This window comes from Xanthobacter sp. 91 (assembly GCF_000702385.1).
Lineage (GTDB): Bacteria > Pseudomonadota > Alphaproteobacteria > Rhizobiales > Xanthobacteraceae > Xanthobacter > Xanthobacter aminoxidans.
The window spans coordinates 2,997,349-3,010,753 of sequence record NZ_JNIB01000001.1 but is presented as its reverse complement, the minus strand read 5'-3'; the positions used below and the strand labels follow the sequence as shown (position 1 = coordinate 3,010,753).

Sequence of the window (13,405 nt, the reverse complement as noted above, 5' to 3'; positions counted from 1 at the left end):
AGGGACCGAGGGATTCGCACGAGCCGTCATGCCCGGGCTTGTCCCGGGCATCCACGTCGGGCCGATGGAGCCACTTCCGCAAAGCGTTCCCAGCCGCTCCACGTGGATGGCCGGAACCCGCATGTTTGCGGGTTCCGCTCTCACAGGCGGAAGTCGGCAACAGCCGACTTCCGGGACAAGCCCGGCCATGACGAGGTGACGGCAACGCGCGCTGTTTTCCGTCCGGAGCGTCACCCCCTCATGCCGCCGGCCGCTTCATCCGCGCCACCGGATCGAACCCCTCCGCCGCCACCTCGTCGAGCGTGAGAACCGCCCCCGCCTCCAGCAGCTTCTTGGCCGCCATGTAGGTGCGCGCATCGTTGAGGGCGTCCACGGCGATCATCCGCCCGTCGCGGAAATACCAGAGCGATTCGCCCCGCTCCGAGCGGCGGCGCAGCACCGCATCGTAGCCGCGATTGAGACCGACGATCTGGAGCTTCATGTCGTACTGGTCGGACCAGAACCACGGCACCGGCGCATAGGCGCGGGTGTGGCCGAGCATGTCGTCGGCGGCGCATTCGGCCTGGTCCACCGCATTCTGCACGCTCTCCAGCCGCGTCGGCACGCCATGGAACGGGAAGGCCGCGCAATCGCCCGCCGCCCAGATGCCGGGGGCCGATGTACGCCCATGCACGTCCACCACGATGCCGTTCTCGCAGGTGAGGCCGGCCGCGCGGGCGAGCTCATCGCGCGGCAGGACGCCGATACCCACCAGCACCGCATCCACCTCCACGCGCGTCCCGTCGTCCAGCATCACCGCGGCGACGGCGCCCTCCCGCGCCTCCACCCCGGCCACGCTGCGGCCTTCGAGGATGCGCACGCCATGGCCCGCGTGGAGCGCGCGGATGGCGTCGGAGGTCTCGGCGCAGGCGACGCGCTCCAGAATGCGCGCGGCCCGCTCCACAACGGTCACGGTGAGCCCGGCCTTCGCCGCCACCGCCGCCGTCTCCAGCCCCACATAGCCGCCGCCGAGCACGAGCAGCCGCCGTCCGGGGCGGATCTCGCCTTCCAGCCGGTCCGCGTCGGCAAGGCTGCGCAGCTCGTAGATGCCTGTCAGGCCTGAGAATTCCGGCGGCAGCGGACGCGGGCGGGTGCCGGTGGCCAGCGCCAGCTTCGTCCACGCCACACTGCGCCCGCCCACCTCCAGCGTGCGGGCCACCGGATCGAGCGCGGTGACAGGCGCACCCGTCACCACATCGACGCCGATACCGCTCCAGAACTCGGCGGGACGCAGATAGAGACGGTCCACCGTCCACTCCCGCTTGAGATAGGCCTTGGAGAGCGGCGGGCGCTGATAGGGCGGGTGCGGCTCGTCGCCAAAGAGGGTCAGCGCACCGGAATAGCCGCCATGGCGCAGGCGCAGCGCGAGGGAGGCCGCGGCCTGCCCGGCCCCGACGATGCAGATGTGATCCTCACCGGCGCGTTCCTGGTCCATGGCGTCCCCCGTTTCTGGATATTGATTGACCGAACGTTCTGATTATTATACTGCCGAAATGCGGGCGGCAATCGGCTTTCCCGCGCGCCGTCGGCCCCGACGTTCGGCGCGTGGACGCCGGTGAAGCCCCCCCTCCCCCGGCCGCACAGACGGGCACCACATGACGGGCATCACAGCACTCGCAATCCATCTGCCGCGCCTGCGCCTCCAGCGCGCCGCCATGGCCGCCGCCATGGGATGGCTCTGCCCCCGTGGCGAGACCCGCGGCACCCGCACTTTGGCCTATTGGGACGAAGACCCCATCACCATGGCCGTCGCCGCCGCCCGCGCCTGCCTGGCGCAGGTTCCTGAGGCGCGAACGGCCGTCCGTGCCCTCACCTTCGCCACCACCACCCCTGTGTTTGCCGAGCCACAGCAGGCGTCCCTCGTCCATGCCGCCCTTCGCCTCCCCGAGGCGACCCGGGCGCAGGATGTCGGAGGTACCATGCGGTGCGGACTGCTCGCTTTGCACGCCGCTCTTGAATCCTCGGAACCGGCATTGCTGACAGCCGCCGACATGCCGCTGAATACCCCGGGTGGCACGGCCGAAATGCGCTATGCGGATGGGGGTGTCAGCGCCCTCGTCGGGTGCGGGCCGGACCTCCTCACCTATCGCGGCGGGGCCAGCCTCTCCGCCCCCTTCATCGAGCGCTACCGCGCCGCCGACCGACCGCTCGCCACCGATTGGGAGGAGCGCTGGGTGCGGGAAGAGGGCTTCCTCGACCTCGTGCCCCGCGCCATCGCGGAAGCGCTTGGAAAGGCGCAGCTTTCCGCCGCCGATATCGACCATTTCGTCTTGCCCTGCGTCATTCCCGGCGCAGCTAAGGCGGTGGCGCAGGCGGCCGGTCTCTCCCGCGCAAAACTCGCGCAACCCCTTGATCTGGAATGCGGAGACACCGGCGCCGCCCACGCCCTCGTCATGCTGGCGCGGGCGATGGAAGACATCCGCCCCGGCGAGCGGGTGCTGGTCGCCCAGTTCGGGCAGGGCGCGACCGCTTTGGTGCTGGAGGCGACCGAAGCCATCAGCGCCTTCCCGGCCGCCGCCTCGGCCGTTCTGGCGGATGGCATCGCCGAGCCCAACTATCTGAAACTCCCCATCTTTCGCGGCCTGATGCCGTGGGAGCGCGGCCTGCGCGGACGCTTCCCGGTCAATGAGGCGCTGACCACGGCCTATCGCAATGCCGAGGCCCTGCTGGGCTTCGTCGGCAGCCGCAGCCCCGAGACCGGGCAGGTGCAATTTCCCCCCTCCCGCCTCGCCGTCGCGGAGACGGGTCTGTTCGCGGAAACCCAGCAGCCATGGCCCCTTGCGGACCTCGGTGGCACGGTCGCCACCGCCACCGCCGACCGCCTCGCCTTCTCCCGCAGCCCGCCCAATTGCTACGGCCTCATCGACATCCCCGGCGGCGCCCGCCTGATGATGGACTTCACCGACCCCGACGCGGAGCGGCTCTCGCCCGGCGACGCGGTGCGTTTCGTCTTCCGCATCAAGGATCTGGACGAGCGCGCCGGCTTCCGCCGCTATTTCTGGAAGGCGGTCGCGGCCCCCGCGCCGTCCGCCGCAGCCTGACCGGAGGGCGACAAAATGGCCAACGGAATCAAGGACAAGGTCGCCATCCTCGGCATGGGCTGCTCGCGCTTCGGCGAGCGCTGGGACGTGGGACAGGAAGAGCTGATGGCGGAAGCCTATCTGGAGGCGCTCGGCCATGCCGGCATCGCCCCCGACCAGATCGGCGCGGCCTGGTATTCCTCTCATTATGACGACATCGGCGCCGGCAAGGCCGGCACCCCCATGGCCCAGGCCCTGCGCCTGCCGAACATCGGCGTCACCCGCGTGGAGAACTTCTGCGCCGGCGGCACGGAAGCCTTTCGCGGCGCCGTCTATGCGGTGGCGTCGGGGGCGGTGGATGTCGCGCTGGCGGTGGGCGTCGAGAAGCTGAAGGACACCGGCTTTGCCGGCCTGCCCCCGGCCTCGCGCGGCACCTTCGCGCCCATGTATCTGCCGACACACACGAATCCCGGCAACTTCGCCCAGCTGGCGCGGGCCTATGGCACCCGCCACAAAATCTCCGCCGGCGACCTCAAGCGGGCCATGGGGCACACCTCCATGAAGAGCCACGCCAATGCGGTGAAAAACAAGAACGCCCATCTGCGCAAGGCCATCACCGTCGAGCAGGCGGTGAATGCGCCGCTCGTCGCCGACCCGCTCGGCCTGTTCGACTGCTGCCCGGTGTCGGACGGCGCCGCCTGCGCCATCGTCACCACGCCGGAGATCGCGCGGAGCCTTGGAAAGGCGCCGGTGCTGGTGAAGGCCATCCAGCTCGTCGCCTCCAACGGCTGGGAGGTGCAGCAGAGCGGCTGGAACGGCTCTTATGTCCACACCGCCCGCATCGCCGCCCGCCGCGCTTATGCCGAGGCGGGCATCGCCGATCCGCGCGCGCAGCTGAGCTTCACCGAGCTGCACGACTGCTTCTCCATCACCGAGCTGGTGACGCTGGAAGACATCGGCCTCGCCGACGAAGGCACCGGCTGGAAGCGCATGCTGGACGGGGTTTTCGACGTGGACGGGGCCATGCCCAGCCAGGTGGATGGCGGGCTGAAATGCTTCGGCCATCCCGTGGGCGCGTCCGGCCTGCGCATGCTCTACGAATGCTGGCTCCAGCTGACCGGACAGGCCGGCGAACGCCAGCTCGCAAACCCGAGCCTCGCCCTCACCCACAATCTGGGCGGCGCGCCGGCGCAGAACGTGTGCTCCATCACCATTGTCGGTGCCGCCTGATCCGACCGTGGCGGCCCGCTGACTGCCCCGCCGCCCGGCTCGCGCCGGCGGCGGGGTTTTTTATTGGCAGCGAGTGGCTTAGGCCATCAGCCAGTCTGCGAAAGTCTTCCCCTCGGCCGCGAGCTGGGCGAGGAGTTCTGCGGGTTCGGAGCCGGCGCCGCCGGTGGTGTGGGCGGCTTTGATCTCGGCGAGGACGGTGGCAAGGCCGAGGGCCTCGGCGGCGTGCATGGGGCCGCCTTTGAGGCGCGGGAAGCCGTAGCCGTTGACGAAGGCGAGGTCGATGTCGGACGCCCGCAGCGCGATGCCCTCGGCGAGTTCCTTCGCGCCTTCGTTCGCCATCACCGCGAGCAGCCGAAGCTGGATCTCTTCCGGTGTGAAGGATCGCGGCTGAATGCCCTTGGCGGCGCGGGCCTCCGCGATGATCTGCGTGACAGCCGGATCGCTCGTGCGGGTGCCGTTTGCGTCGTAGGCGTACCAGCCGCCATTGGTCTTGCGGCCCAGCCGCCCCGCCTCCACCAGCGTATCGGCGATGGAAACGTAGCGCTCGTTGGGGTCGCGCGTCGCCGCCCGGCGCTTGCGCATGGCATAGGCGATGTCGAGGCCGGACATGTCCGACACCGCGAAGATGCCCATGGCGAAGCCGAACGCCTCCAGCGCCGCATCCACCTGTTCAGGCGCGGCACCGTCCTCCACCAGATATTCCGCATGGCGGCGGTAGACCGCATAGATGCGGTTGCCGATGAAGCCGTCGCAATTGCCCGCCACCACCGGCTGCTTGCCCATGCGCTTCGCCAAAGCGAGGGCGGTCGCCAGCACATCCGGCGCGGTGTGGGTGGCTTTGACCACCTCCAGCAGCTTCATGATGTTGGCCGGGGCGAAGAAGTGCAAGCCCACCACGTCCTCAGGTCGGGAGGTCGCGGCAGCGATGGCGTCGAGGTCGAGATAGGAGGTGTTGGTGGCCAGCACCGCGCCTTGCTTGGCCACCTTGTCGAGGCGGCGGAAGATGTCGATCTTCACGGCCATGTCCTCGAACGCAGCCTCGACGATGAGGTCGGCCTGCGCCAGCGCCGCATAGTCGGACGCCGGGAGGAGGCGGGCGAGGCGCTCGGCCTTGTGGGCCTCGTCGATACGGGCGCTCTTCACCTGCCTGCTGTAGAGGGCATCGATGCGCGCGACACCGGCCTGCGCGGCCTCCACATCGCGCTCCACGAGGATCACGGGATAGCCCGCGTCCAGCAGCGCCACGGCAATGCCCGCGCCCATGGTGCCGGCGCCGATGACGGCGGTGGACGAGATGGAGCGCGCCTTGGCGCCCTCCAGCCCCGGCACCTTCACCGCCTCGCGCTCGGCGAGGAAGAGGTGGCGCAGGGCTTTGGCTTCCGGGCTCTCGCGCAGGGCGAGAAAGGCGGCCCGCTCAAGGGCGAGGCCGGAGGCGAAGTCGGCGTCCTTCGAGGCCCGGATGACGCGGATGGCCTCGGCGATGGCGGGCACGCCCTTGGCGCCCTTGAGGGCCTTGGCCGCAGCCGTCGCCTCCCCGGCCGGATCGCCCACGGGCACCGGCAGGGCCGCAAGCCGGCGCTTGGCCACCGCCGGTGCGCGGGCGATGGCCTCAGTGAGGAGATCGCCCTCCACCACCGCATCCATGAGGCCCAGCGCCAGCGCCTCGCCGGCCTTCAGCACCCGGCCCTCGCAGACCAGGGCGATGGCCTGCGCCACGCCCACCAGTCGCACCAGCCGCTGGGTTCCCCCCGCGCCGGGGATGATGCCGAGCCGCGTCTCGGTCAGCCCCACCAGCGCCTTCGCTGACCCGAGCCTGAGATCGCACGCCAGCGCGATCTCGCAGCCACCGCCCAGCGCCGCGCCATCCAGCGCGGCGACCACGGGCTTGGAGCAGGCATCGATCGCCCCCACCACCTCGGGCAGGAAAGGCGCATCCGGCGGCAGCGCCATCTCCTTGAGGTCCGCCCCCGCGATGAACCGCCCCGGCCCACCGCTCAGCACCAGCGCCGAGACCGACGCATCCGCATCCAGCGCCCGCACCGCATCGACCAACCCCTGACGCACGCCACGCGACAGCGCGTTCACAGGCGCATGATCGATGTGAACAACCGCGACGGTGCCATGGCGCGTGATGCTCACGGGCGCGCTTTCGGCATGCGGGGGCGCGCCGCGCGGGGCCGCGGGCGGTTGGTCGGTCATGGGTCGCTCCTGAGGATGGCGTGCGGCGGCTGTGTCGCCGGGCCTTACCGGCGATTCAAAGATTAAACGATCGATTTATTATTTCCAAGACGACAAGCGGAAGGACCTCAGCCGAGAGCCCGCCGCCTCACTCGCAACTGTAGCGGCCGTGGGGCTCATTGCCGGCGGAGGCCATCGCGATGGCGGGGCTGCTGAGCGCGCCCTTCACGGTGAAGCTGTGCCCGGGCGGACCATCGGGCGCCGTGATCGGGCGCGGCGCCACGCGCAGATCGATGCGGTTGCGCACCAGGTCGACCGTGCCACGGGCGAGGGCCTGCACATGCTCGGTATTCACCACGATCACCGGATTGGTGCGGCCGACGCCCTTGTGGAACTGGAGCGGCACCTTGGCACAGCGCAGCACGCTTTCGCCCTTCTGCACGGAGGAGGTGAAGATGCCCGCGAGAATGCCCACGCCGGCGAGGTCCAGAAGCCCGGTGCCGATGCGGCCGCGGCCGACGCGCCCGGTGAGGGTGCCCCCGAGGGTGGCGAGCGGGTTGTCCGCATCCATCCTTGTGGTGAGATCGAAGACGACGCTCAGCGTGCCGGACACCGAGATGGGCGAGCCATGCCCGAACAGGGTCGCCAGCGGCCAGCCCGTCCCCGACCCCTTGGTGCGCAGCACGGAGCGCCCCTCGCTCGCCATGACGGCGGAGATGACGCCGCCACGATAGCCGATGCGCAGCGGGTCCACGCGCAGGGCGCCGTTGTTCACCACGAGACGGGCCTTGACGCCGGTGGCGCTGTCGCCGCCGCCCTGCAGGCGGGTGGCGGAGATGGCCACGTCCGCATCCGTCGTGCCGAGCAGGTCGATCTGGCTGCCGCCTTCCGGCTCCCGGCTGCCGATCAGCTTGACCGTCTTGCGCCGCCGCTGCCCTTCCGGACGCATGAAGGCGAGAAGCTCGTCGGCATAGACCAGCGGCGAGGTGATGCTGCCCTTCACCACCGACCGGCCCCCGGGCGCGGCGAGGCTGGAGAGGGTACCGTCGATGCGGGTGCGGCCGATGTCCGTGCGCCCCTCCATGGTCAGCGCATCGGTGTTGCCGCTCAGGCGCCCCTCGAACGTCACCTGCCCGCGGAAATCGGAGGTGTCGCCGAAGGCGGCGGTGAAGGCGGAATAGTTCGGCACCTTGAGCCGCGCATCCACCTGGGTGGTGGCCGCGACGCCGGGCTTGCCGAGATCGTCCAGCACGAGGGCAAGCGTCGCCGAGACCAGGGCGCTGCCCTCGATGCGGGCGGCAAAGGAATCCACCCCCAGCCCGCCCCCGGCGTCCGACATGGAGAGGCTGCCGACGATGCGTCCGAGCTTGTCCTGGGCCTCGGGCGGCAACGCGACGACGCTGGCGACCGGGATGTCGACACCGCCCGCCAGCTCGACGCCGGCAAACCCGAGGATATCGTCCACATTGCCCTCCAGCCGGGCGATGGGGCGGCTGGGCGGGCCGGCGATCACCGAGATGCCCCGGAAGGCCACATGCCCCTCCGCGTCGCGCGTGACCGAACGCACGTTGATGGGGCCGATCTCCCTCAGGCTCTGGTCGAACGCGTTGGTGGAGATGAGGATCTCCTCCAGCATCATGCCTTCGGCGCGGCTTCGGAAGTCCCCTGTCAGACGGGTGACGACGATCTCGCGCAGGGAGACGGCGGGGGGCGCGGCGGTCGCGAGATCGGCCACCACCTTGAGGTCGGCGCCGGCGAGGGTGGCGAGGTCGTCGGCCTGGCCCGTGACGGAGATGCGCTCGCCGTCCGCCAGGGTGAGGACGAGGTCGAGATCGTGGAAGCTGAAACGGTCCGGCTCGGCCTTGAAGCGGGCGCTGACTTTGCCGGTGCCGTCGATGGAGGGGGCGATGCCGGCGAGGGTGAGCCCCTTGGCGAGGCTCTTGGCGTCGGCATCGAACTTCATCACGAGGCCATGGTCGAACCTTTTCGTCGGCGCACGCACGTCGAAGCGCGCCGAAAGGCCGGGGGCGTCGGGTCCTTCGGCGGTGGCCAGGGTGATACGAGCGCCATAGGGGCGTTCCCGCTCCTCCTTCTCCACCTCGAGGTCGAAGGCGAAACCGAGGGTGAGGGGCTGGCCGTTCAGGGCCGCGTCGGCGACGAGCACGTTGCGCCCCGCCTCGGCCACGCTCCTGAGATCCTTCACCCTGAGATCGAACAGCCAGCCGTTCATGGTGTCCGTAAAGCGCACCACCGTGTCGCGGATGGTGAGGTGCGGCAGCAGGGACAGCACGTGGATGGGGGATTCGAGCAGCGATCCGGGGCGGGCCGCCTCGCCGCTGGCGAAAGGCACGTCGAAGTCGCCCCCCTCGACCGCGAGGCTGTAGCGCAGGCCGCCGCTGACCAGTTCGACATAAGGCGGGATGGCGACGGTCAGACGATCGGTCCGGGCGTTGGCGCCATCGGTGCCGTGCGCCTCCACGCCGTCCATATCGACCGCCGCATTGGGCCACAGGGAGACCGTCACCGCCCCGCGCACGCTCACGGGCTCGCCCCACAGATGGGTCAGCCCCTGTTCCGCCAGCGACCGGCGCAGTCCCTCCGCCTGTGGCAGGTTGGCCGCCAGCACCAGCGCGAGGAGTGCGGCGCACACCAGCACCAGCAGGACCGCAACGACCCGCCGCACGACGCGAAACATGACCCCTCCGCCTTGCCCGACGGCCGCAAAGCAACCGCCCCCTCTCAACATACCGATTGGAACCCCGTGCGACAGGCGATTTCTCGTGCGACCTTGGCCGCATGACGCGCCAGCGTGCGAGAGAGGCCGCATGCGCGGCCGGCATCAGTCCGGCGCGGATGCGGTGCCGGCGCGACGGACATCGTCGATCATCCGGCCGGTGAGGCGTTCCAGCGCCTCCGCCACGATGCGCCCCACCCGCGTCAGGGGCTTTCGCCCATCGATGGCGATGGAAACCATCTGCGGCTCGGCGCCCTTGTCGCGCACAGGGCGGAACACCAGCGTGCCGGCGATCAGCTCTGCCGCCGCATCGAGCTCGGAGGTGAAGGCCACATAGCCCTTCTCGCGGGCGAGGATCTTCACCAGCTGGAGCGAATTGGTCTCCACCGTCTTGCGCTCCTGCGTGAACAGCCAGCCATGCCGCGCCTCCAGATAGCGGCGGATCATCAGCGCCCGACTCTGCAGCACGATGGGATGGGCCACCACCTCCTGCAGACTGATGGAGCCGCGGCTCGCCAGGGGATGGTCCGGCGCGATGACGCATCCGAACGGCAGCTCCGCCGACCACAGCACATGGATGTCGCGCCGGGGCGACAGGTTGAAGATGGCGGCGATGTCGGCGTCTCCGGCCATGAGGGCGGCCACGGCGGCGTCCGTGCTCGCCACCTCCACGTCCAACGAGATGCGCGGGTGGCGGGCGTCGAGATCGGCGATGAGTGCGGGCAGGATGCCGTTGACGTGGCTGTCCATGGCCACCACCCGCACATGGCCCTGATCCACCCCCTGAAGCTGGCGCAGCTCGGCGGCGGTGCGGCGTTCGTCGGCCATCCAGCGCCGCGCGAGGGTGACGAGGGCGTCGCCGGCGGGGGTGAGGCGCATGCCCTTCGCCACCCGCTCGAACAGGGGCACGCCCAGCGTCTCCTCCAGCTGCAGCACCTGCCGGTTGATGGCCGAGGCGGCGACGTTGAGGTCCTTCGCGGCGCGCTGGATGGAGCCGGAGCGCGCCACCTGCTCGGCATAACGCAGGGCCGCGGGAACGAGGGATGCCGGCACCACTGCCTCCATACGCATTTTGCGTATGGAAAAGTATCAAATCTGCGATGGACGGCAATGGCCGCGAGGACGACTATCTTCCCCGTAGGGGCGATGGGGCGTCCCGATCAGATGCACCTTGAGGCTTCCACCATGAGCCAGTCCGCTGGGCACGCGCTGACGCTGAGGGGCATTTCCCATGCGTTCGGGCAGGTGGTGGCCGCCAATGCCATCGATCTCGACATCCGCCCCGGCGAACTCGTCTCGCTGCTCGGCCCTTCCGGCTGCGGCAAGACCACCCTGCTCAAGATCATCGCCGGCTTCCTGCGCCAGACCTCCGGCGACGTGCTGGTGGACGGCGCCTCCATCTCCCATCTGCCCACCAACCGGCGGCGCATCGGCATCGTGTTCCAGAACTATGCCCTGTTCCCGCACATGAGCGTGGCGCAGAACATCGCCTATGGTCCCATCGCCGCCGGCCGGCCGAAGGCGGAGACCGACGCGGTGGTCTCCGAGATGCTGGACGTGGTGCAGATGGCCGCCTTCCGCGACCGCCTCCCGCGCGAACTCTCCGGCGGCCAGCAGCAGCGCGTGGCGCTCGCCCGCTGCCTCGCCATCCGCCCGCGCATTCTCCTGCTGGACGAGCCGTTCAGCGCCCTCGACAAGAATCTGCGCCTCGACATGCAGATCGAGATCAAGCGGCTCCAGCGCCAGTCGGGCATCACCACGGTCATGGTGACCCACGACCAGGAGGAAGCGCTCGGCATGTCCGACCGCATCGCCGTGCTCTCGCGCGGCAACCTGGAGCAGTTCGCCCCGCCCTCGGACATCTACGACCGGCCGGCCTCCCTGTTCGTGAACACCTTCGTCGGCACCGCCAACCTGCTCAGGGCCACGGTGGCCGGCACCTCGGCCACGGGCGCGGCGGTGCGGCTCGCCGACGGCATGGTCATCGAGACCGGACGGGAGACAACCCTGCCCGTGGGCGCGGCGGTTCTCGTCGCGGTGCGCCCCGAGGGGATGCGCGTGAGCGCCACCGGCGGCGCGGGGGCCATCGGCGCGGAGATCACCGCCGTCATGCCCATCGGCCCCGCCCTCATCTACGAGGTGGCGCTCATCGACGGCTCGTCGGTGAAGGTGGTGCAGGAGCGCGAGGCGGATGCCCCGCTCGAAGGCTCCGTCTTCCTCCATTTCAAGCCCAACCGCATCACCGGCCTGTTCCCGGACCATTCGGGCGACACCCACAAGAAGGGGAATTGAGCATGACGTTCGAAATGTCCCGGCGAGGGTTCCTTGCCTCTGCGGCCGCTGCCGGCCTCGCCTTCGCCCCGCGCGGCGCCTTCGCCGCGGACGAGCTGGTGGCCGCCACCTTCGGCGGCACCTGGGCCAATGTGCAGAAGCAGATCCTCGCGCCCTATTTCGTCAAGCGCACCGGGGCGAGCGTGGTGCAGTCGCCCATGCTGGCCACCGAGCAGATCGCCAAGCTCACCGCCGCCAAGGGGAACCAGCCTCCCTTCGACGTGGCCATGCTGGACGAAGGCCCGGCGCTGGAGGCCATCGATGCCGGCCTGATCGCCAAGTACGACCCGGCCAAGTCGCCGAACTTCGCGGCGCTGAACCCCAAGTTCCAGGGCGCATACGGCCCGGCCATCACCATGCAGGCCATCGGCATCGCCTACAATCCGAAGACCGTGAAGACCCCGCCCACCTCGTGGGACGACCTCTGGAAGCCGGAATACAAGGGCCGCGTCGGCATCACCTCGCTCGCCTCCACCCTCGGCCTCGCCTTCCTGCTCGACATCAACCGGCTGGCCGGCGGCACCGAGGCGAACATGGAGCCGGGCTTCAAGAAGCTGAAGACGCTGCTGCCGAACCTTGCCGCCGTCTCCGCCAATTTCGGCGCCCACGGCGCGCTGTTCCAGCAGGGCGAGATCGACATCGGCGTGCAGAACTTCAATTTCGCCGAGGAGCTGAAGGCCAAGGGCGTGCCCATCGAGTTCGTCCGCGTCGATACCGGCACGCCGGCCTGGAAGACCACCATGCACATCGTCGCCGGCGCGCTGAAGCCGGAGCTGGCCTATGCCTATGTGGACAGCCAGATCTCGCCCGAAGTGCAGGGCGAGATGCAGAAGTCGCCGTGGAACGTGATCCCCACCTCCAGCAAGGTGCCCTATGCCGGGCTTGTCGCCCAGCAGATCGCCAAGACCCCCGCCGACCTCGACAAGATGGTGTTCTTCGACTGGGCCAAGGTGAACCAGAACCGCGCCGCCTGGACCCAGCAGTTCAACCGCGACATCCGGGTGTGACCATGGCGGGCGCCCTTAATCCCAAACCCAAGGACTGGGCGCTCGCGCTGCCGCTTGCGGCCTTCTTCACGCTGTTCTTCGTCGCGCCGCTCGGCCTGCTGGTCGCCATCAGCTTCGAGACCGAGCGGCAGATGACCGGCACGCTCGGCCTCGGCCAGTATGCCGCCTTCCTCACCGACGGCCTCAACCTCGCCGTGCTGCGCGACACGCTGCTCGTCGGGGCGAAGGCGACGCTCCTGTGCCTGCTGTTCGGCTATCCGCTGGCGTGGCTGTGCACACGGGTTTCGGCCCGCTGGCAGGCGGTGCTGATCTTCCTCGTGGTGCTGCCCATCGTCACCAGCGTGGTGGTGCGCACCTTCGCGTGGATCGTCATTCTCGGCCGCCACGGCATCGTCAACGAGGCGATCCTGGCGCTGGGCCTCTCGGCGCAGCCGCTCAAGCTATTGTTCAGCGAGACCGGCGTCGTCATCGTGCTGGCGCAGGTGCAGATGCCGCTCATGGTGCTGCCGCTCATCACCACGCTCCAGCGCATCGATCCCAATCTGGAGAGCGCCTCGCAGGCGCTGGGGGCGGGGGCGTGGCGGACCTTCTTCAAGGTCACGCTGCCCTTGTCGCTGCCCGGCATCATCGCCGGAACGATCCTCACCTACACGGCCTGCGTGACGGCCTTCGTCACCCAGTCGCTCATCGGCGGCTCGCGGCTGCTGTTCATGCCCATGATGATCTTCCAGCAGGCCATGGATTTGCAGAACTGGCCCTTCGCCGCCGCCGTGTCCGTCATCTTCATGGTCTCGGTGCTGCTCATCGTCGCCATGCTGGTGGCGCTCTCGCGCAGCCGCGCGGCCCGGCTCTACGGCTAGGAGAAA

General features: G+C 69.6%; 9 protein-coding genes. 5 read left to right on the top strand and 4 right to left on the bottom strand.

Annotated elements, in window-relative coordinates; genetic code table 11:
- Positions 1-238 precede the first annotated feature (238 nt).
- Positions 239-1,474, bottom strand: a complete 1,236-nt coding sequence (locus A37E_RS0114240) for an FAD-dependent oxidoreductase (RefSeq protein WP_029557209.1) — start codon at positions 1,472-1,474, stop codon at positions 239-241.
- 160 nt (positions 1,475-1,634) lie between these two features.
- On the opposite strand from A37E_RS0114240, the gene A37E_RS0114235 reads away from it, so the two are divergent.
- Positions 1,635-3,080 (top strand): 3-oxoacyl-[acyl-carrier-protein] synthase III C-terminal domain-containing protein, encoded by a 1,446-nt coding sequence (locus tag A37E_RS0114235; protein ID WP_029557208.1) that lies wholly within the window; start codon positions 1,635-1,637, stop codon positions 3,078-3,080.
- A gap of 15 nt (positions 3,081-3,095) precedes the next feature.
- Positions 3,096-4,289 (top strand): acetyl-CoA acetyltransferase, encoded by a 1,194-nt coding sequence (locus A37E_RS0114230; protein ID WP_029557207.1) that lies wholly within the window; start codon positions 3,096-3,098, stop codon positions 4,287-4,289.
- 78 nt (positions 4,290-4,367) lie between these two features.
- On the opposite strand, the gene A37E_RS0114225 is transcribed toward A37E_RS0114230, so the two are convergent.
- From A37E_RS0114225 to A37E_RS0114215, 3 genes are all read right to left on the bottom strand, one after another.
- On the bottom strand, positions 4,368-6,488 hold the full coding sequence (locus A37E_RS0114225; protein WP_081837595.1) for a 3-hydroxyacyl-CoA dehydrogenase NAD-binding domain-containing protein: 2,121 nt from the start codon (positions 6,486-6,488) through the stop codon (positions 4,368-4,370).
- 127 nt (positions 6,489-6,615) lie between these two features.
- Positions 6,616-9,162, bottom strand: a complete 2,547-nt coding sequence (locus tag A37E_RS27620; RefSeq protein ID WP_029557205.1) for an AsmA-like C-terminal region-containing protein — start codon at positions 9,160-9,162, stop codon at positions 6,616-6,618.
- 144 nt (positions 9,163-9,306) lie between these two features.
- Complete coding sequence (locus A37E_RS0114215) at positions 9,307-10,254, bottom strand: LysR family transcriptional regulator (RefSeq protein ID WP_024277589.1); 948 nt, start codon at positions 10,252-10,254, stop codon at positions 9,307-9,309.
- A gap of 132 nt (positions 10,255-10,386) precedes the next feature.
- Between A37E_RS0114215 and A37E_RS0114210 the strand changes: the two genes are divergently transcribed.
- Genes A37E_RS0114210 through A37E_RS0114200 form a run of 3 tightly spaced genes read left to right on the top strand, consistent with a single transcriptional unit; the run spans position 10,387 to position 13,399 of the window.
- Positions 10,387-11,493: an ABC transporter ATP-binding protein gene (locus tag A37E_RS0114210; RefSeq protein ID WP_156026322.1), complete on the top strand. Its 1,107-nt coding sequence runs from the start codon at positions 10,387-10,389 to the stop codon at positions 11,491-11,493.
- A gap of 2 nt (positions 11,494-11,495) precedes the next feature.
- Complete coding sequence (locus A37E_RS0114205; protein WP_051679031.1) at positions 11,496-12,539, top strand: ABC transporter substrate-binding protein; 1,044 nt, start codon at positions 11,496-11,498, stop codon at positions 12,537-12,539.
- Positions 12,540-12,541: 2 nt separating this feature from the next.
- Entirely contained in the window at positions 12,542-13,399 is an 858-nt protein-coding gene (locus tag A37E_RS0114200) for an ABC transporter permease (RefSeq protein ID WP_051679030.1), read from the top strand.
- Positions 13,400-13,405: the final 6 nt, after the last annotated feature.